Here is a 20013-nt window from a genome sequence, read left to right on the forward strand (position 1 = left end):
TTGTGTTCAGTGAGGATGGCTGTAACGCACCGAAACACATCCATTTTTTAGATAACAGGCCCTGGCACGATTTCTGCCACTTAATAACTAGAACAGGAAGATTGCAGGAAGGGAAGTGGCGACCAGGTCACTATTATCTTTCACCGGACGGACCGGATGGTTTAGGCGATAGAGGGGTATGCGGCGAAATCAGCACATCTTGCTCATTGATGGGGACGAAGGGATACGGAATTCCTTGTCCTTGTTTTTGGGTTCTCACTCATGGGTGGTGGATACTGCGGAAAACGGCACGCAGGCATTCGATGCTTTGCAAAAAAAGCACTATGTCGTTGTCCTGTGTGATGAATTGTTGCCCGATACCAGCGGAATACATCTGTTGGAACACATTTACCGTCGCTGGCCGGAGGCCAAGACAATCCTTTTCCAGCTCTATGGCAACCGTAAAGCTGTTGAGCCCACCAAAAATGGGCCAATCAATGGTCTCCTGACTAAGCCGTTTACCGGCTCGGAGGTTGAAGATGCCCTTTTGGGGCTGCTCGGCGTGCATTGCCGAGCCCCACAAAGCTTCACAGGGAAGAATCCCCTGGAAGAAAATCGGCCAGCTCGTTTCTGCCGGGACGCCGCAGGGAGGGAAAAAAGGTGAACACCCGATCTTCAGAGGGAGCCCAAGCAGCGATTGAGCGCATTCTTACTGCTGATGCGACCGCCAAGGAAGTGGTGAAGCGGGCCGAAAATGAGGCAGAGCGGGTGATGCATGCTGCCGAGCAGGAGGCAGAAGCAGTCCTGGCGGTCCTGGAAAAGGGAAAGCAAGAACTCCTGAGGGAGGAGATAGCACCGCTTATCCGCCAGGGAGAGGAGCAGGCGCGGCGGACAATCAGGGAAGCAGAGCAGTATATTGAGCAGCTCCAAAGAAAGTTGACTACAGGCAGGGAGGCCCTGGTGAGCGAACTTCTCGATCTCCTCCTGGGTGGCGGTGAGCAGGAGACCAAGAGAGCGAGCGGGGGGAAGTGATGCTGATTGCTGCAGCTCGATACGGCTATCTGCATGCCAAAGTAAGGGCCTTGCGCAGCAGCAGACTGGGTGAACAGGACCGTCATGTGCTGCTGTATGCCGGTGACCTGAAAACCTGTCTTGCCTATCTGGTTACCACCTCCTACGGCCAGTGTTTTGACCGGACTGATGGTGATGAGCCGGTACTCTCCACGCTTGAGCGGCGGCTTGCTCGACCGCTGTTCAGTCACTATGACGCTATACTCCACGCCTGTCATTCAAGGAGGGCCCGTGAGGTGATTATAGCCCTGTTAGCTCGCTTTGAAGTGGAAAACCTGAAGGTATTGCTCCGTGCCAGGGTCAGAGGAGAGCCAAAGGAGAGGGTACACCAGCTGTTGTATCCAATCGGCCGCCTCAGTCGATTGAACTGGGATGGATTATGGCAGGCAACAACCATGGCCGATCTGCTGCAAATGCTTCGAAATGAACCGTATCACCGGGCATTGCTGCATGCACTGCCGCAGTTCGAAGCACAGCATCGTCTTTTTCCTTTGGAGATGGCACTGGATCTCGCCAGGGTCGACCGATTGCGGCAGGCTGTTGACCAACTTGGCCGAAGGGACAGGGTAAAGATTGGCGGAATTATTGAACTCTGTGTCGACGTGTTCAATATATCCTGGGTGATACGGCTGAAAACCGTATATGGGTTGAGCCCTGAGGAGATTATTCACTATACGATTCCCGCTGGAAAGACCGTTTCTCTTTCCATGCTCATGCATTTGGCATCGGCAGCTACTGCCGAGGAGGGGTGTGGAAGGTTGCCTGTGGCGCTCCAGCGGTATCTCGGCGGAGTAGCCGAATGGGATGAGGTTGAGGGGCGTCTTGGTATGCATGTGGTAGCCACCCTGCGGCAAACCCTTGCTGGCCTGCCGTTCCATCTTGGAATAGCCGCCGCATACCTCCTGGAAAAAGAGATTGAACTGAAGAACCTGGTAACCCTGCTCCAGGCAAAAGCCGCTCGACTGACCACCAAAAGGATCCTTGCCCTGGTATCATGGGAAACCACGGAGAAACAGTATGCTTCGATCGGTTAAACTGACCAGAGTTACCATTCAGGTGCCTGAAGAATACCTCTCTGCAGTAATGGGTATCCTAGGTGATTTACGTCTTCTTCACCTGATCAGAGTTGAGGAAACACCCATGGGAAAGTTGGGGTATGTCGCCCATGTGAATGTGGAAATGGTCAACCGATACGATGCCCTGTTGGCACGGCTCACTCGTTTGCTCGAAGAGCTTGCCATTACAGCGCCTCCTCCGATGATCAGGTCCATTCCGGAACCGGGAAAGCTTTTCTATCAACTGGAAGAGGCATGTGCAGCTAATGAGGGTCATGTTGCCGAGGCCCTCAGTCTGCGACGGGAGCAACAGCAGACTGTCTCGGCCCATCAGGAGCTGATAGATCAGCTGGAACTGCTTAGGCCCCTTTCCGTGCGCCTGGAAAGGCTGGCCGCTCTGCGTTTTGTGTGCTGCCACGTAGGCTTGGTTCCTAAAGAGCATCTGGAGCGTCTGGAGAGCAGCCTGGAAGCCATCTCGCATACCCTGATCCCTGTCAATCACAAGCAGGGACGGGTGGTCCTGTTGGCCATGACGCTCAAGGAGGATGAACAGGTCCTGTTGCAGGTATTGAAAAGCGCTTTCTGGGATCCGTTGGAGATCAAACCAGAGCTGACCGGAACCGTTGACGAGCACCTGGAGAGACTGTACCGGGAGATGGAGCAGGCAAGCCGCCAGCTTCGTGCGCTTGACCAGGAAATACAGTCCCTTGGCCGTCAGTACGGGACCCAGTTAATGGTACTGCGTGAACAGGTGTTTATGGCACGCCAGCTGTTGCAGGCCCAGGAAAAATTTGGACGGATCGATCACACCTATCTGCTCTCCGGTTGGCTGCCCCGGGACTTGTTTGAACAATTGAGCCGAAAGGTCAAAAACACATGCTCGGACAGGGCAATGGTGGAGCAGGTCGCCCCTGAGGAGATCAAGGAGGTGCGCTCCGGTATTCTTTCCATCCCCGTGCTTTTCAATAATCCTGCCCTAATTCGGCCATTCGAACGATTGACAATGCTCTACGGGACGCCTTCCTACGAAGAGGTGGAGCCGACCGGGTTTTTGGCGATAACCTTTCTGCTCCTGTTTGGGATGATGTTTGGCGATGTAGGCCACGGGTTGGTGCTGAGCGTAGTGGGCTACCTGGTGTTTAAAAAAATGTACAGCTACACCGATTACGGCATCATTCTCATGGAAAGTGGGTGTGCTGCTGCGGTTTTCGGTTTGCTGTACGGCAGCGTTTTCGGCATGGACACCTGGATTCCCGCACTCTGGATGCGACCAATGGATAATGTACTCTACTTCATGCAGGTGTGCGGGGTGATAGGGGTCGGTATGATCAGTACAGGGCTTGTGCTCAATGCGGTCAATGTGCTGCGAAGGCGCCGCTACGCAGAACTGTTTTCTGCATCCGGTCTTGCCGGCGCACTCCTGTACTGGTTGGCAGCAGCACTGGGTATCCGATGGTACCTGGCAGGCCCGCTTAGCGGGTGGGAAAAGACAGCGGCTTTCGCTGTTGCAGGGGGGCTCGTTGTACTGATGATTCTCCAGCGCCCGGTCTTGATGCTGCTCCGCACCAAGATCACGAGGAAAAATCCAGCGGTCTTGCAGGGGGTCGGTATTGCGCTGCTGGAATCCGTCATTGATCTCTTTGATGGGCTGCTGCGTTATTTTTCCAGCACCATTTCCTTTGTGCGTGTTGCCGCGTTTGCGTTTGCCCATGCGGGCCTGTTCATGGCGGTGTTCACTTTAGCCGACATGATACGCAGTGCACAGGGGACTGGTTTTCTGTACCTGCTGATCCTTGTCGTCGGCAATATCATCATTATCAGCCTTGAAGGGTTGGTGGTGTCCATTCAGACTGTACGCTTGGAATATTACGAGTTTTTCAGCCTGTTTTTTCGTGGCGGCGGAAAACTTTTTCAACCGATGTTCAAAGAAAAAACAGAGCAACATGAGAACGAGTATTCAAGGAAAGGTGGTTGATCATGCAATGGAAAACACTGTGGGTGGTGCTGGCATTTGTCATGTTTCTGCTTTTACCGGCAGTCGGGTTTGGTCAGGAAGCGGTTACCGCCTCCTCGTCTGCTCAGGATTCGGTGAAGTGGGGGTTTATTGCCGCGGCAATTGCCGTAGGAGCGTCTTCACTCGGGGCAGGAGTTGCGGTCGCCCTGGTGGGTTCAGCCGCCATGGGGGCGTTGAGTGAAAAACCGGAGATGGCGGGCAGGGCCCTGATTTTTCTCGGCTTGGCTGAGGGGATAGCCATCTATGGGTTGATAGTTGCCATAATGATTTTGGGAAAAATTTAGAAGGAGTGGTGCAATGAAGGTGTTGGTTATTGGTGATCCCACCACGTGTATGGCGTTTTCACTGGGTGGGATAATGACCCGCAGCGTCACCGGAAGCGTAAGCGCACGCGAAGCGCTGCAAGCTGCTGCTGACAATGAACAGGTCGGCCTGATCCTGATTACGGAAAGGGTCGCTTCGCTCGTTCGCCCGGAGGTGGAGGTCATGCTGGATGCTCGCCATCTGCCACTGGTGGTGGAGATACCTGACGATGCCGGACCGGTTCCCGGACGACCCACTGCCGGAGAGTTGATGGTAAACCTGATGGACCATTGAAACGGGGTGCAAAATGTTGCTGCCGGATAGGGTTGCGCTGCTCTGCAGGAATATTCACGAGAAGGGGCAGGCTGCCGCCCAGGAGGTGCGTGAAACGTCCATTGCTAAGGCTGCACAGCGTGTTGCAGAGGCTAAGCAGCAAGTTCGTGCCGCCCTGGAAGCATTTAGGGTAAGCAAGCGGCAGGAAACGTTTGTTCAAGTGAGAAAACGCGAAGACGCGGCAGTGTTGAAGGCCAGACAGATGGTCCTTCATGCCAAAGAAGAGGCGCTGCATACACTATATCTCGACCTGGAACAGCGTCTTCATGCACAGCAGGCAACCGAAGCGTATCCGGGAATACTGCAGCAGCTTGCCCTGCAGGCGATCCGGCAGCTCCCCGGTGATCGGATGTGGATTCAAGTCCGGCAGGCGGATCAGGGACTGGTGGATACAGCCTTTTGCGCTTTGCTTGCCGCAGAGAGCGGGCGAAAGGTAAAGGTGCAGCTTTTGCCTGAGCCTGCAGCTATCAGCGGTGGTTGTCTTGTTGTATCCGGCGAGCAGCGGATACTGATTGATTGCTCGTTCACCGCTTTACTCGACCGCAACCTTCCCCGGTTACGGGAACTTTTCACTCAACGGATAGTGGAGGAACAATGAAGTCCACTCTTCCCCAGGATCAACGGGATGTTTCCGGTCGCCGCACCGCGACCATCCGGAGAATAAGCGGTCCTGTACTTTCCGTTTCGCCCGCATCCGTCTTAACCATGAATGAATTGGTTGAAGTGGGCGAGAACAGGCTGCTTGGCGAAGTGATCAGTCTTGACGGAGAACATGCAACCGTCCAGGTGTATGAAAATACATCAGGCATTGTTCCCGGGATCAGTGTTGTGGGGTTGGGAATGCCCCTTTATGTGGAATTGGGACCGGGCTTGCTCGGAACGTTTTTCGACGGTATTCAGCGCCCGCTCAGTCAACTTCGAAGGGAGTGGGGCGACTTTATCCGGCGGGGAAGAACCGGTTCCCCCCTTGATCGGAACAGGTTGTGGTATTTTACCCCGCTGTTGCAGGTTGGCAGCCGGGTGCAGGGTGGGGAGATCCTGGGAGAGGTGATGGAGTCAAAACGTATAGTCCATCGGGTGTTGATACCGCCACATGTCGACGGCGTACTGGAGACTCTTGCTTCAGGGGGCAGTTACACCCTGGAAGACCGGATCGGGACGGTAAGAAAACCTGATGGTGAAACCCACGTTCTGCGCCTGTTCCATCGCTGGCCGGTCAAGCAGCGTCGTCCCTATGCCCAGCGGCTGGTGCCCAGCGAACCGCTCATAACCGGGCAGCGGGTTATTGATACGTTTTTTCCGCTTGCCAAAGGAGGGACTGCTGCAATTCCCGGCGGCTTTGGCACGGGTAAAACCATTACCCAGCACCAGCTCACGAAATGGACCGATGCCGATATCATCGTATATATCGGCTGTGGGGAACGAGGTAATGAGATGACAGGGGTACTGGTTGACTTGCCCAAGCTGCTGGACCCCCGCAGCCAGCGGCCGTTAATTGAACGAACCATTCTCATTGCCAATACCTCGGATATGCCGGTCGCTGCCCGTGAAGCCAGCATCTACACCGGGATCACCATTGCTGAGTACTACCGCGACATGGGATATGACGTTGCTTTAATGGCCGATTCAACCTCACGATGGGCTGAGGCGCTGCGGGAGATTTCCGGCAGGCTGGAGGAGATGCCGGCAGAAGAGGGGTTTCCTGCGTACCTGGCCAGTCGTCTGGCCGCCTTTTACGAACGTGCCGGACAGGTGGTCAGTTCCAACGGCCGCACGGGCTCGGTTACCTTGATCGGGGCTGTTTCACCGCCAGGTGGTGATTTTTCCGAACCGGTAACTACGCACACCAAGCGTTTTGTGCAGTGTTTCTGGGCACTGGACAAGGAATTGGCAGGAGCACGCTATTTTCCCGCCATCCATTATCTGTACAGCTATTCAGGGTATGGTGAACGGGTTGAGCCATGGTGGCGAGAACAGGTAGGGCCGAAGTGGAGGGAGCTGCAGAACAAGGCCATGCGGCTGCTGCAGGAGGATGCCAGGCTGGAAAATACGGTCAAGCTGCTTGGAGAGGAAGCCCTTCCCGATGACCAGAAGCTGATTATCGAAGGAGCGCGACTGCTGCAGAACGATTACCTCCAGCAAAGTGCATTTGACCCGGTGGATACCTTTGCCAGTCCGAAAAAGCAATACCAGCTCCTTGCCATTCTTCTCTATTTTTTTGATCGGCTCACCCAGGTTGTCAGTATGCGGATTCCCCTGTTCAGGGTCATGGAGCTGCCAGTTGTCGCTCGGCTGCACCGCCTCAAGACAACGGTGACAGGAGATGACCTGGAACCTTTTGAGGAATTGAAACAACAGATTGACCAGCAGGTGGAGGCATTGCTCGAGCACCACCAGGATGGTAGCTTCGCCAAGCCCATGGAGGAGCCTGCAGAAAACGATCATGCTTTTTTCGGGAGGTAAGTATGAACGTAGGTGAGCAGCAGCGTGCCGCAGGGCTTCCGTCGGCAGCGGAACCCCAACTTGAATATGTGGGTCTTGATCGGATTGCCGGTCCACTGGTGGTGGTGCAGGGAGTCAAAGGTGCAGGATTTGACGAACAGGTGGAAATCCTCCCTCCTCTAGGGCCGGCGCGTCGTGGCCGCGTTCTTGCCGTAAGTGAAAAGGCAGCCGTTGTCGAGGTGTTTGAGGGGACGGTTGGCCTGGATCAGGTAAAGACCAGAGTTCGTTTTCTTGGGCGCCCGTTTGCTATCAAGCTTGCAGGAAAAGAAGCACTCGGCAGGGTATTCGATGGTCTGGGGAGGCCTTTGGACGGCGGACCGGGCATGCTGCAGGGAGAAGTGAAGGACATTAACGGCCTTCCAATCAATCCGATTGCCAGGAGCTATCCCCAGGAGTTCATACAGACCGGGATTTCCGCCATTGATGGAATGAACACCCTGGTACGGGGCCAGAAGCTGCCTCTATTTTCCGGCAGTGGTCTGCGCCACAATGACCTGGCTGCCCAGATTGTCCGACAGGGGCGCTTGCCAGGAGGAAATGATGCGTTTGCGGTCGTCTTCGCCGCTATGGGGGTACGGCATGACGAGGCGGAAACCTTTCGACAGAGCTTTGAGGAAAGCGGGGTGCTGAACAAGGTGACGATGTTGCTCAACCTTGCCGATGACCCGGCTGTTGAGCGACTGATTACACCCCGGATAGCGCTTACCGTGGCCGAACATCTGGCCTTTTCCGAGGAGATGCATGTGCTGGTGGTGCTCACGGATATGACCAATTACTGCGAAGCGCTACGTGAGGTTGCAACCTCCACCGGCGACATTCCAAGCAGAAAAGGGTACCCCGGTTATCTGTACAGTGATCTTGCCTCGATGTATGAGCGTGCCGGTCGCATACAGGGCAGAGCAGGATCGGTAACCCAGTTGCCGATTCTGACCATGCCTGATGACGACATAACCCATCCCATTCCGGACCTGACCGGCTATATCACCGAGGGGCAGCTGGTGCTCAGTCGTTCCCTTGCCCTCCAGGGCATCTATCCACCCATTGACGTCCTGCCCTCTCTTTCCAGGCTCATGAGTGATGGTATCGGTGAAGGGAGAACCCGTGAAGATCACCAACACGTTGCCAATCAACTTTATGCCGCCTACGCCCGGGCGCGGCAGGTGCAGCGTTTGGTTGCCATCATCGGGGAGGAGGATGTTTCTTCTGTGGACCGGCTTTACCTTCAATTCTCCCGCGAGTTTGAGCAGCATTTTCTCGGCCAGCGACCGGAAGAGGAACGGCAGGTGAGCGAGACTCTTGATCTGGCCTGGAAAATGTTGTTGTTGTTGCCTGAGCAGGAACTTACCCGGGTGAAGCCGGAGGAAATCCAACGGTTCGGCCACCCAAAAGTTGCTGCGGAAGGTCCAGCCGTGGATGGAACCCCTGGAGATTGATCATGCCAGCGTCTGATATGCCCGCCACCAGAAGCAACCTTCTTCGTTTACGCAGTGAAATGGCTTTTGCAGGTGAGGGGTTGGCCTTGCTGGAGCAGAAAAAAGAAATACTGGTCCGCCAGATTTCCTCGTTGGCGGTCAGGGCGGAAAGGGTGCGCCGGGAGATGAACCAGCGCCTCGCTGCTGCGTATGAACACCTCCACCTGGCAATGATCACTCATGGAGAGGCAACCGTTGCAGCGGCCGGGCTTGGCCTGCAGGCCGGAGAGGAGGTCTTCGTGCGGGAACGAAGCCTGATGGGGGTTGTACTTCCCCTGGTTCGCATTCGCCTTCCACGGCTGCGACCTGGATACGGGCCATTCGGTACCGGGCAGACAATCGATGCCACAGCTCTGGCAATCCACCGGGCCATGGAACTGGCTGGAGAGTTGGCAGAGATGGAGGTGGGTATTCAGCGGTTGATGGGAGAGTTGAGAAAAACCCTGAAACGTATCAACGTGCTTTCACAGATCTATGTTCCCCGCTATCAGCAAACGATTGCGGCCATTGAGATCAGTCTGGAAGAGCGGGAACGCGAGGATCTGTTTCGGCTCAAGCGCATAGCAGGTCAACGGGAAAAAGGGAGAAGCATCGATGGGTGAGGAGAAGGATAAGCTGTTCCCTAAAATTCTGGTTCCGGTGGACGGATCAAAATTCAGTTTGCATGCGGTGAGCCTTGCCGCCCGGATGGCCAGGTATCATGAGGCCTCCCTGGTTCTTCTGCACGTGCTCGACACAATCGCCGCTGAACGTCTGCATAGACGGGGTGTGGTCAGTTATGAGGCAACGCTCCTGGAGATGGAAAAGAGTGCCCGTGGATTTTTGCAAAGTCTTTCCCTGGAGCTTCAAACAGAGGGGCTGCCCGTTGAACTGGTCCTTGTTGCAGGCATTCCCCACGAAATCATTCTCAGGGAGGCCGAGCGGTCTGGGGCTACCCTGATAATCATGGGTAAACTCGGCAAGCACGGAATCGGTCGTATCCTGCTTGGTTCAGTGGCCGAGCGGGTAATCGAGTTTTCCACTCTGCCGGTGATGCTGGCAACCACATGATTTGGCGTCGTGCGCGGGTGAATTTTCCATAGGTTACCTTCCCCTCCTTATCCTCAATGTGGGTTTTTCATTTTATTTGCAATTTTCCCGGTTCGCCGTATAAGTGGATTCGCTTCTCTCCCGACATGAACGAGATGGTGGTTCCGGAAAACGGATCTGCCTGTCAGCTGCCTTGCCGCAGCGTCGTTTATCTGTGCTGTTCAGGCAGGCCATTCTTTGTCCCTAAAAAGCTCACTACTGCCGGATAAATGGATGGAAAGAGAGCAGAAAAGATTACTGATCAATGTACCCGGGGCTCCGGGTTGAATAATATGTTTCAGGAGGAACAGATGAATTGTACCAGGATGAATGAGCAGGTCTATCAGTTAAAGGTCAATATAGAAGAAGAGGGCTATCTCTTTGAGGGGCTCTGGCCGGTGCCCAACGGGGTGAGCATTAACAGCTACCTTGTTAAGGGACGCCAGACCGCCCTGATCGATATGACCCAGGACGTGCTGGCCTTGATGACCTCACTTGAGCAGCAGATCGAACAGGCCGGGGTTGCACTCGGCGATATCGATTATGTAGTTGTTAACCATATGGAGCCTGATCACTCCGGCATGCTCAGTACCTTTGCCGAGAAAAACAGGCAGTGCAGATTTGTCTGCAGTGTCAAGGCCGTTCCCCTGTTGGAGCAGTTCAGCGGAATTCCCAAAGATCGTATCGATACCGTGGGGGATGGTGACACTCTTGATCTTGGCGATGGAAAGGTGTTGCGTTTTTTTCTTATTCCCAATGTGCACTGGCCGGAGACCATGGCCACCTACCTGGAGCCGGAAAAAATTCTTTTCCCATGCGATGCCTTTGGTTCATACGGAGCCGTTGGAGAGCAGGCCTTTGACGATCAACTCTCCGATGAACGGGCAGCCTTTTTTGAGCAGGAAGCACTTCGTTACTATGCCAACATCGTGGCAACCTTTTCACCCTTTGTGGAAAAGGCCATTGACAAGATCGGTTCCCTTGAAATCGACGTTATTGCTCCTTCGCACGGGATAGTATGGCGCAAGGACCCCTCAGTCATTATTGATCATTACCGCAGGTATGCCTCCTATGCCAAAGGTCCGGCAGAGCCAGAGATCTGTCTGGTGTGGGCCTCCATGTATGGAAATACTGGAAAATCCATTGCTCCCCTGCTCAGGGGAATTCGCTCGGAAGGGGTTGAGGTGACCACCTTTCGGGTACCGCAGGATGACATCGGCCATATCCTTGCCGCAGCCTGGAAGGCTTCCGGGCTCGTGTTTGCCATGCCCACTTATGAGTACAAGATGTTTCCCCCCATGGTCTCGGTAGTCGAGGACCTGATGATCAAGAAAGTAAAAAACAAAAAGGTCTTGCGAGTAGGCTCCTACGGTTGGGTTGGGGGGGCGGAAAAAGATTTTCGCACCAGGACCGAAAAAGCCGGTTGGGATATCATGGACAGTGTGGAGTATCAGGGCTGTCCCATGGCAGAGGACCTGGAGCGAATGGAACAGGCCGGAGCTGAGTTGGCTCGTCGGGTTAAAGAGTTTTGTGTGGTGTAAAGGTTTCTGACCACCCTTTCCCTTGTGGTTGATGCCGCTGGCAGTCTGTGCAGGCTGCCGGCGGCCTTCTCTCTTGCACGTTTTTCAAATTTTGGTGAGTATCGCTTAAGACCTGGGATCTAGCGAACGGTTACAGAATGCCGGAACTTGGCAGTGGCGCTGACAAAAAAGAGCAAACCTATGATGATGAGCAGCAGGAACCGAGGCCAGACAATGGTGAGCCCGGCTCCCCGATAGAGAATCGCCTGGGCAAAGTCGACAAAATGGGTGGTTGGGGCCGCAAGCATCACCTGCTGGACCCATTCCGGCATGCTTTCTCGTGGGGTAATGCTGCCGGAAAGCATGTGCAGGGGCAGAATGGTCATGATCAGGAGCAGCCCGAGCTGGGGCATGGAACGGGCGGTGGTACCGAGAAAGATGCCCATTGAAGTGGTGGCAAACAGGTGCAGTGCCGTCCCGGTAATGAACAGCGGGATTGAGCCATGGATTGGTACGCCCAGCAATCCGTGGATGACAAGCAGCAACGAGAGAAGAACCGCAACCAGAACAATTCCCCCGTTGGCCAGTATTTTTGCCGCGACAATCTCCACCGGCCGCACCGGCATGGCCAGGAGATGTTCCAGGGTACCATGTTCCCGTTCCCGGATAATCGCTGCCCCGGTCAGGATAATCGACAACATGGTCACATTGCTGATCAGTTCCATGATACTGCTGAACCAGATGCCGGTCAGGTTCGGATTGTAGACATAGTGCGGCACCAGGGTGATGGGCTGTTTTACAGAGGAAACCCGCCCGCCAAGGAAGTCCAACAACTCGCCGCGGATAATGTTGGCGATATAGTTGTTGCCGATAAAGGCTTGCGATACCCGGGTTGCATCGATGTTGATCTGCAGCGCCGGGTTTCTGCCGGCAAGCAGGTCTCGTTCAAATCCGCTTGGGATACAGAGAACAAAGGTGTAGCTTCCCTTGTCCATTCCCTGATCGATTTCGTCCCACTTGATGGAAACGGGTGGTTGAAAATAGGGTTGATAGAAGGCGTCGCTGATTTTTTTTGCCAGTTGGGAGTGGTCTTCATCCACAATGGCGATGGGCGCGTTGTGCAATTCCCTGGAGGTCGCTGAGGCCGCCGCATAAATGGCGCCGGTAAAGGCCCAGAGGATGAGCAACAACAGGATTTTGTCGTGCCAGAGACTCTTCAGTTCCTTCATGAACAGGGTGAGAACCGTATAGTGCCACCGATATTGCCGCTTCATCGCTCCTGTCTCCTGAGCAGCAGGATCGAGAGCAGGGTGATTACCGGGGGAAAGATCGCCAGGTGAAGAAATTCCGTGGCCAGTTGCGAAAAGCCAAGGCCCTTGGTGAACACGCCACGGGCAATGATGATGAATGAAGTGGCCGGCCAGTGGTTTCCGATAATTCTCCCCAATCCTTCCAGTGAGCTGACCGGTTCCGTCATGCCTGAAAAGTTGACGGTTGCCAGCATGGTGAGGATAGCGGTTCCCGCAAGGGCTGCAATCTGGGTTCGGGTAAAGGCGGACATAAGTAGGCCAATACCGGTGGAGGCGGTAACATAGAGCAGCGCAGCACCCGAAAGAAAGAGGACGTCCCCTTTCAAGGGAACGGAGAATATGCCGATGTCCACCACGAGCAGCAGGTAGAAACTCAGCATGCTGACCCCGATGTAGGGGAGCTGCTTGCCAAGCAGGAACTCAAGGCGGGATGATGGGCTCAGGTAGAAATTGACTATTGACCCCAGCTCCTTTTCCCGGACCACCGACAGGGCTGTGAGAATAGCAGGAATAAAGATCAGGAGCAGCGGAATAACTGCCGGGACAATGGCGTAAATACTGCTGAAATCCTGGTTGTATCGATAGCGCGGCAGCAGGATGGCTGAAATCGTGGCGGTGGAGAGAGTTGGCTGGCGTTGGGCTCGTTCGGTAAGATACTCCTGGTGGAGTCCCTGGATATATCCGCCGATGGTTTCCGCCCGAAAAGGCATGGCGCCGTCGATCCATACGGCCACCTCTGCCGTACGGCCACGTTTTACCTTTGCACTGAACTCGGGTGGAATTTCTATGGCCAGGCTCAGTTCTCCGTTGCCCATGCGGTGTTCAAGCTCCCGTACGTCGTGCAGGGGAGGGCGCTGGATGAAATATCGGGAGCCAGAGATGTTCTGTACGTATTCCCGACTGAGCGGGCTTTGATCACGATCGAGCACAGCAAAGTTCAGGTCCTCTACGTCCATGGAAATACCATAGCCCAGCACCAGCATCAGCAGCGCCGAACCAAGCAGGGCAAAGGTCAGTAACACCGGATCACGAAGGAGCTCAAGGGCTTCACGCTGACTGTAGCCCAGGAGACGGCGTATGCTGAAAAACGGCGCTGGTCGGCCAGTGGATGTGGGTTGGGAGGGGTGTCGGCTCACCGGTTGAGCGATCTCGCTTGGCTGGATATCTTCCAGGTAATCGATAAAGGCCTTTTCCAGGCTGTCGGTGCTGCGGGCGGCGCAGATGGCCGCCGGCGAGTCGCTGACCAGGATTTTACCGGCATGCATCAGTGAGAGGCGATCGCAACGTTCGGCCTCGTTCATGAAATGGGTAGAGAGAAAGATGGTTACGCCTTTTTTTCGGGAGAGTTCGACCAGCAGATCCCAGAATTGATCCCTGGCAACAGGGTCGACCCCGGAGGTGGGTTCGTCGAGAATAAGCAGTTCAGGCTCATGAATTACCGCTACAGCTAGGGAGAGCCGTTGCCTGATCCCCAGAGGAAGGCATCCTGCCTCTGCATTACAGTACGATTGCAGCTCTAAGCGATGGAGCAGCTCATTGACTCGTGCCTGGATTTTTTTGTCCGGAAGATGAAACAGCCGGGCGTGGAGCAGGAGATTCTGGCTCACGGTCAGCTCTTCGTAGAGGGAAAAAGCCTGGGACATGTAGCCGACGCGTTCATTCACCGCCCGAGCTCCCTCGCGGACCGGTTTGCCAAACAACATGGCTCTGCCGCTGGTCGGGGGCAACAGGCCTGTGAGCATTTTCATGGTCGTGGTTTTCCCGCAGCCGTTGGAGCCGAGAAAACCGAATATTTCGCCCTTCCTGATGTTCAGGTCCACGCCCTTGACTGCTGTAAAGGCACCAAAGCGTTTGGTCAGCTGGTGAGCGGCAATGGCTGTGGGAGCTTGCTGTTTGTCAAGCGGCGGTATGCACAGCCTGTTGTGACTGCGACGGAAATTTTCCGGAAGCAGGCTGATAAAAGCAGCCTCCAGCGTGTCGGTCGCAGTGATTTGTTTCAGTTCAGCCGCACTGCCAGTTTGCAGGAGTTTCCCTGCATGCATAGGGATTAACCAGTCAAAGGCCTCCGCCTCCTCCATGTAGGCGGTGGCAGCAACAATGGTCATTTCGGGACGACGGCTGCGAATCTCATCAATGAGTTTCCAGAATTGGCGGCGAGAGAGCGGGTCCACTCCAGTGGTCGGTTCGTCAAGGATGAGCAGGTCGGGATTGTGGACCAGAGCACAGCAGAGCCCCAGTTTTTGTTTCATGCCGCCGGAAAGTTTCCCGGCTTGACGAGCGGCAAAAGGGGCCAGGCCGGTTGCTCCAAGCAGTTGATCGATCTGTTGTCGCCGTTGCCGGCGGTCGATGGTGAAGAGGTGGCCGAAAAAGTCGATATTTTCCCTGACTGAGAGGGTCGCGTAGAGGTTCTTTCCAAGTCCCTGTGGCATAAACGCGATACGCGGTGCAATATGATGACGGTACCGGTGGTTACGGATACTGCCCCCGAACAACTGGATGGAACCTTCCTGCAGGCCCCGTGCACCTGCAATCAGCCCAAGCAGGGTTGATTTGCCCTGACCATCCGGGCCGATAAAGCCAACCAGCTTTCCTAGGGGGATAGCGAGTTGTTCACAGTCCAGGACCCGGGTTCCACCATAGCTGTGGCGAACCCCGCGCAGTGCTATTACCGGCTTGTTGCTGCTCACTGGGGAAGCCTTATCTGCAGTGCTTCAGGCCAGGAGTGGCCACGATCCATCAGGATAAAGGCCTCACCGGGGACGCCGGTTTTTACTGCCTGGATGTACCTGCGGAGCAGGGTGGGATCAATCTTGATTTTTACCCTGAACATGAGTTTTGCCCGCGCTTCCCGGGTTTCTACAGCTTTCGGTGTAAATTGTGTGCGGGGAGCGACAAATGATACGCTCGCTGGAATGACGTATTCCGGAAGCGCATCGAGCCGGATGCGGGCTTCGCTGCCGATGAAAATTCTTCCTGCCTGGGCGGTTGGAACAAAAATAGTCATATACACATCGGTCAGGTCGAGTAATGTTAATACCCTGCCGCCTCCGCCGAGTACCTCGCCTGGTTGGGCTAATCTGTAGAGTATTCGTCCATCTACAGGTGCAACCAGTCGGGTTTCGGCAAGTTCACTCCGCACCCTGGCAATCCTGGCCTTAGCAGCTTCAACACCAGCTTCAGCTGCAGTTACCTTAATTTGAGCGGCCTTGAGCGCTGCAGCTGCTGTGTCATGGTACGTCTGTGCCTGATCGAGTTTTTTTTGTGAAATATTGTTGGCCTTGGAGAGTTTGACTGCACGCTCTTTTTCCCTGCGGGCGTATTGGAGTTCACTCCTGCGAACGCTGACCATTGCCTCGGCATATTCCCGCTGTATGCGTACTTCACTGAGCTCTGCCTCTGCCTCAAGCATACGGGTTTCCAAGGTATATGTGTCCATTCGGGCCAGGAGCTGTCCTTGAACGACCATATTCCCCTCGTCAGCCAGCACCGAGGCCAATCTTCCGGCATACTTGGTGGCAATATCATATTCGGTTGCCTCGATTCGCCCGTTCCCCGAGGCGATATAGGTCGGCAGGTCGTCCGCGTTGCGGAAAACGATCAGATACCAGGCAATTGTCGCAGCCACGGCTGAAACAAACAGGAACCCCCACCTGAAAACAGGCTTATACTCCATGGTGATCATGCCTCAAGCGCATGTGATGCATACGGCCGTTTCGCTCTTTGTTTTGTGTGAATGACGCTCAGTACAGGGACCGACGAATGACGGAATATCTTTTCGGCATTGGACCCCAACATGGTGCCGACGACATTGCTTCGACCTTTTTTGCCGATAACAACCAGGTCAATTCCCTCTTCCACAATTTTCTGCAGGATAACCCTGAACGGGACCCCAGTCTCGACTACCAGGTGAATTTTGCCTGCATCGGCAGGAAAATGGGTGTCGATCATTCTCTGCATCTGCTCCCTGCGGTTGTTTTCCATATTGTGTATGCATTCTTCCGCATCGATTTTATGAGGGTAGTATCCACTAACCGTGCGGATCGCTTCCACCTCACGAATGTTGATAACGTTTAAGACCACAATTTCAGTGAGGAGTCCTCTGGACAGGGCTACCCCATATTCCATGGTGCTGTGGGAATAGTCGGATAGATCGACACATACAAGCAGCTTCTGTATCTCTTTCATTGTTTCTCCATTGAGTAACCTGCATAGAACATATTGGCCAGGGTGCTGCCGGAAGCAAACCGGCCCTAGTTCCTAAAAATAGCAACTACCATGCCATCAATAGATGACAGCCTGACAAGGGTTTGAGTGATTTTGGCTCTGCCATGGTGTCTGGATTGCTTACACCCTGTAAAAAATACTGACATTTGCAGCGGGTATGGTGCTGTGGCAAACGCCTGATGGTTGGCATCTGGTCAACGTGTTTCTGGCTGGGGAAGGGACAGGCAGGGCCAACAGGTGGTTGATGGGTGGTTTGCGGTTGGGTGGCATATTTTATGCTTCGGAAAGGGTACCGTGTCTTTGTTGAATGGTTGGCAAAGGCGTAAAGTAAACGCACCACTAAAGGTGCCAACGATGTTTTTTCACGAGGAGAAAGAAGGTATGTCCGCTCAAATAGTGATTGACCAGGAAGAATGTTTAGGATGTGAAGCATGTGTAGAAAGCTGTCCGGAAGTATTTGCCATCCGCGAGGACGATGGAAAGGCATACGTCCTTGAAGGGGCTGATCCGTCAGCAGGCTGCATAGAGGATGCTATAGCCTCTTGTCCTGGTGAGTGCATTACTCTAGAGTAATGGAAAGCAGAAAATGGAAGTGAACGGATTGTCGGCAATTTTCTCCTCGGTAAAGGAGATCGGCACGCATGTGCAGGGAGGATGAGCTATGCCTGGATATGACAGAACAGGTCCGATGGGTCAAGGAGCCATGACCGGAAGAAGACAGGGAGTGTGCGGGACCGGAGCACGAAATGCTGTGGGGGACCAATTGTTCTATGGAAGAGGAATGGCCTGCCGACGAGGGTTTGGCAGGGGGTGGGGGAGGGGGGTCGGCTTTGCCGGCCGGCCAGCGTTTTCTGGGCCGGCGCGCACGCCGGCAACGGAAAGACAGGCGCTTGAGGCAGAAGCTGGTGATCTCCGGCAAGCCCTGGATACCATCGAACAGCGACTCCGCGACTTGGAGGAATGATCGGAGCTGTTATCCCGAGGGGAGAATCCCCTCGGGGTACATCAGATGACGATTCACCTTGCCATTCTTTTCCAAGTGAAAAGAGGACGCATGAAGAATCAGGTGCGCAAAATAGGCCCTTTAGCGTTTCACTACCCAGATCCCGGAAAAAATGAGCAGGCTTGTGATTACCAGGCCTGTTTCAAAAGAGAACACATCACCACAGATTGCCAGACCAGCTGGTAGCAGGCCGCTTCCTATAAGCGGTGCCACAGCAATGCTGAGGGAAAGAGTCAATGCTCGATTTTCATGTGAAGAAATTGCTGAGGCCATTGACAGCATTGGCGGAAACAGACAGGCTGATGCAGCTGACTGCACAAAAACAGAAGGAATCATAATATAGTCAGGTCCGCTGCCAAGTCCCAGCACCGCAGCTCCCGTCAATCCAAGAGCAATCGTAATTGTGGTTGCTGGACTCAGTCGGTCTGTCAGCCAGCCAGAGAATAGCACTAAAACAACTCCTGGAATCCTTGACAAGCCAAGAAGCTGGTTGGCATAGCTCAATTCAAAATCCCTTTCGGTTACGAGAAATACGGGAGTCATGGAATACACTCCTGTTTCCACAGCTACGGCAATACTCAGCAAAACACAGAGTTTCCAAAAGGATGAATCAGATACAATTTCGCGAATTCGATGAATATTTGGGGGCTGTGGGCGTTGGTCGCCGTCTACCCCTTTTTTCATGTAGAGAAGGCCCAAAACAACCATGAGCACAGAAGCAGAAAGATAGCCATAACGCCATGAACCTAACAGCATAGCGGCTGTTGCCGTAAACGGGACAACAATAAGCGCCAGGTTTGGTGCCAGTTCGTGAATACCCAGAGCCTTTCCCCAGTCTTTGGGGTGAACCAGCAGAGTAATCAGGGCAATACCTGAAGGCACATAGAGCCCGCCCGCCAGTCCCAGACCCATACAACCGACAGCGAGGCCCCAAAAACCGTCTGATCGGGTGATGAGCAGCGCGGCGGCAGCTGAACCCAGTATTGACAGAAGAATACATCGCCTGTATCCCCATTTGGCTGACAAAAAAGCGGCTCCAAGCTGGCTGAGGCTGAAACCACATCCAACCAATAAGACGAACATACCGCTTTGAGTATGGTTCAATCCCAACTCCAGCTCAATTTCAGGCAGTAAAGGCCCCGTAAGCTGTCGGGTTATAAAATGAAAAAAGAAAATTACCGTAAGGAAAAATACAGGCGAATAATTTCTCAAGGCCTTTGCTCTTGACGACTTGCAATGTTGACCTGCTCCTTTGTCAGAAGCCACGGTCTTGCTCCTCTTGATCAAAACACATTTTTTAAGACTCTTTTTCTTTGTTAGCACCAAGCAAACCCTCGACACTCCTGGGAAGAGAATAATACTGACTCCAAACGTGAAGAGTGCCAAGCACGAAATCAAGGTATTCTTTCAGGAGATGTGCTCATTACTGTTTGTTGCTCTCAGGGTGGGAGGAGGAGTTGTCATTTGTCTTGGTTCAACGAGACGTCGGCTGACTGTTGTAATCTGTGTCCATTACCATGCCTGGGGACAAAGCCTTCTGGACATTCAGCGTTATGCCTTTGTCGCTACCTGATGCCAGCCTTTTCCATGCAAGCTATATCATGTTGCCAGGCGATAGGTATTACCTTTTTTACTTATAGAAAGATTTGTGCTACCACTCTTGCCGCGTTGCGAAGATATGTCGTCAAGCCTATCGTAGGCAAAGATTTAAAATCAAAAAGGAGAAGAGAACAATGTATAAAAATTGTTTGCTTTGTCTGATCGCATTTTTGCTCAGTACGTCAACCGCTTCTGCGTTTCTGTCGGGTAAATACAACTTCATTTCCCCCGAGGATCTGCAAAAACGCATTGAAGACAATTCAGCCATGATCCTGGTTGATATCTGTCCGGTTGAGCAATTTGCCAAAGCACACATTCCAGGCTCGATTGAAACAAATGCCTACCCGGTGAAAACCGATGAACAACGAGCGGCCTTGAACCGTTTGCTGCCACAGATTCTCGAGAGTCAGGATGATGTCGTTGTTCTCTGTCCTCGAGGTGGCGGAGGTGCCAAAAGAACCTATGACTATTATAAAGACAATGGTGTCGCTGAAAGCCGGCTGCTGATCCTTGAGAAAGGCGTGGACAATTGGCCTTTTGCCACTGAAGCGAAGTAAGAA

At 53.9% G+C, this 20013-nt stretch carries 20 protein-coding genes; 15 read left to right on the plus strand and 5 right to left on the minus strand.

Translation table 11 applies throughout. The features are described 5' to 3' along the window. Nucleotides 1-178: 178 nt before the first annotated feature. The 12 genes from ACZ52Z_RS00710 to ACZ52Z_RS00765 all read left to right on the plus strand — a co-directional run bounded on the left by ACZ52Z_RS00710 (nt 179) and on the right by ACZ52Z_RS00765 (nt 11338). Nucleotides 179-643: a response regulator gene (locus ACZ52Z_RS00710; protein ID WP_464268846.1), complete on the plus strand. Its 465-nt coding sequence runs from the start codon at nt 179-181 to the stop codon at nt 641-643. Continuing rightward, the gene (locus ACZ52Z_RS00715) at nt 640-1011 is read left to right on the plus strand and encodes a hypothetical protein (RefSeq protein ID WP_464268847.1); all 372 of its coding nucleotides are present in this window, start codon (nt 640-642) and stop codon (nt 1009-1011) included. The genes ACZ52Z_RS00710 and ACZ52Z_RS00715 overlap by 4 nt, the downstream gene beginning before the upstream one ends. Beyond that, nucleotides 1011-2084, plus strand: a complete 1074-nt coding sequence (locus ACZ52Z_RS00720; protein WP_464268848.1) for a V-type ATPase subunit — start codon at nt 1011-1013, stop codon at nt 2082-2084. The genes ACZ52Z_RS00715 and ACZ52Z_RS00720 overlap by 1 nt, the downstream gene beginning before the upstream one ends. Further along, nucleotides 2068-4080 carry a V-type ATP synthase subunit I gene (locus ACZ52Z_RS00725; protein WP_464268849.1) on the plus strand — a complete coding sequence of 671 codons (2013 nt, stop codon included), beginning with the start codon at nt 2068-2070 and terminating at the stop codon, nt 4078-4080. The genes ACZ52Z_RS00720 and ACZ52Z_RS00725 overlap by 17 nt, the downstream gene beginning before the upstream one ends. Nucleotides 4081-4082: 2 nt before the next feature. Continuing rightward, a complete protein-coding gene (locus ACZ52Z_RS00730) occupies nt 4083-4403 on the plus strand; it encodes an ATP synthase subunit C (protein ID WP_464268850.1) in 321 nt (106 codons plus the stop codon). A 13-nt stretch (nt 4404-4416) separates the two neighbouring features. Then, the gene (locus tag ACZ52Z_RS00735) at nt 4417-4716 is read left to right on the plus strand and encodes a V-type ATP synthase subunit F (protein WP_464268851.1); all 300 of its coding nucleotides are present in this window, start codon (nt 4417-4419) and stop codon (nt 4714-4716) included. A 13-nt stretch (nt 4717-4729) separates the two neighbouring features. Continuing rightward, nucleotides 4730-5353: a V-type ATP synthase subunit E gene (locus ACZ52Z_RS00740; RefSeq protein ID WP_464268852.1), complete on the plus strand. Its 624-nt coding sequence runs from the start codon at nt 4730-4732 to the stop codon at nt 5351-5353. Beyond that, a complete protein-coding gene (locus tag ACZ52Z_RS00745) occupies nt 5350-7218 on the plus strand; it encodes a V-type ATP synthase subunit A (protein WP_464268853.1) in 1869 nt (622 codons plus the stop codon). Before ACZ52Z_RS00740 ends, ACZ52Z_RS00745 begins: the two co-directional genes overlap by 4 nt. A 2-nt stretch (nt 7219-7220) precedes the next feature. After that, entirely contained in the window at nt 7221-8690 is a 1470-nt protein-coding gene (locus ACZ52Z_RS00750) for a V-type ATP synthase subunit B (protein WP_464268854.1), read from the plus strand. A gap of 2 nt (nt 8691-8692) precedes the next feature. Continuing rightward, complete coding sequence (locus tag ACZ52Z_RS00755; RefSeq protein ID WP_464268855.1) at nt 8693-9331, plus strand: V-type ATP synthase subunit D; 639 nt, start codon at nt 8693-8695, stop codon at nt 9329-9331. Continuing rightward, the gene (locus ACZ52Z_RS00760) at nt 9324-9779 is read left to right on the plus strand and encodes a universal stress protein (protein WP_464268856.1); all 456 of its coding nucleotides are present in this window, start codon (nt 9324-9326) and stop codon (nt 9777-9779) included. The genes ACZ52Z_RS00755 and ACZ52Z_RS00760 overlap by 8 nt, the downstream gene beginning before the upstream one ends. 329 nt (nt 9780-10108) lie before the next feature. After that, complete coding sequence (locus tag ACZ52Z_RS00765; RefSeq protein ID WP_464268857.1) at nt 10109-11338, plus strand: FprA family A-type flavoprotein; 1230 nt, start codon at nt 10109-10111, stop codon at nt 11336-11338. A 119-nt stretch (nt 11339-11457) separates the two neighbouring features. Here ACZ52Z_RS00765 and ACZ52Z_RS00770 read toward each other — a convergent pair whose 3' ends face one another. From ACZ52Z_RS00770 to ACZ52Z_RS00785, 4 genes are read right to left on the minus strand one after another with little or no spacing between them, the layout of a single operon-like run. Further along, complete coding sequence (locus ACZ52Z_RS00770) at nt 11458-12591, minus strand: ABC transporter permease (RefSeq protein WP_464268858.1); 1134 nt, start codon at nt 12589-12591, stop codon at nt 11458-11460. Further along, nucleotides 12588-15314 carry a ribosome-associated ATPase/putative transporter RbbA gene (gene rbbA / locus ACZ52Z_RS00775; RefSeq protein WP_464268859.1) on the minus strand — a complete coding sequence of 909 codons (2727 nt, stop codon included), beginning with the start codon at nt 15312-15314 and terminating at the stop codon, nt 12588-12590. Before rbbA ends, ACZ52Z_RS00770 begins: the two co-directional genes overlap by 4 nt. Then, nucleotides 15311-16300, minus strand: coding sequence for an HlyD family secretion protein (locus ACZ52Z_RS00780; protein WP_464268860.1), 990 nt, complete (start codon nt 16298-16300; stop codon nt 15311-15313). The genes rbbA and ACZ52Z_RS00780 overlap by 4 nt, the downstream gene beginning before the upstream one ends. Nucleotides 16301-16305: 5 nt before the next feature. Beyond that, nucleotides 16306-16812, minus strand: a complete 507-nt coding sequence (locus ACZ52Z_RS00785) for a universal stress protein (protein ID WP_464268861.1) — start codon at nt 16810-16812, stop codon at nt 16306-16308. Nucleotides 16813-17232: 420 nt separating this feature from the next. On the opposite strand from ACZ52Z_RS00785, the gene ACZ52Z_RS00790 reads away from it, so the two are divergent. Then, the gene (locus ACZ52Z_RS00790) at nt 17233-17424 is read left to right on the plus strand and encodes a ferredoxin (RefSeq protein WP_464268862.1); all 192 of its coding nucleotides are present in this window, start codon (nt 17233-17235) and stop codon (nt 17422-17424) included. 88 nt (nt 17425-17512) lie between these two features. Further along, nucleotides 17513-17815, plus strand: coding sequence for a DUF5320 domain-containing protein (locus ACZ52Z_RS00795; RefSeq protein WP_464268863.1), 303 nt, complete (start codon nt 17513-17515; stop codon nt 17813-17815). Nucleotides 17816-17935: 120 nt separating this feature from the next. On the opposite strand, the gene ACZ52Z_RS00800 is transcribed toward ACZ52Z_RS00795, so the two are convergent. After that, nucleotides 17936-19240 carry an MFS transporter gene (locus ACZ52Z_RS00800; protein ID WP_464268864.1) on the minus strand — a complete coding sequence of 435 codons (1305 nt, stop codon included), beginning with the start codon at nt 19238-19240 and terminating at the stop codon, nt 17936-17938. A 347-nt stretch (nt 19241-19587) separates the two neighbouring features. Between ACZ52Z_RS00800 and ACZ52Z_RS00805 the strand changes: the two genes are divergently transcribed. Further along, on the plus strand, nt 19588-20010 hold the full coding sequence (locus ACZ52Z_RS00805) for a rhodanese-like domain-containing protein (RefSeq protein WP_464268865.1): 423 nt from the start codon (nt 19588-19590) through the stop codon (nt 20008-20010). Nucleotides 20011-20013: the final 3 nt, after the last annotated feature.

It is taken from the genome of Desulfogranum aggregans, from assembly GCF_055398265.1.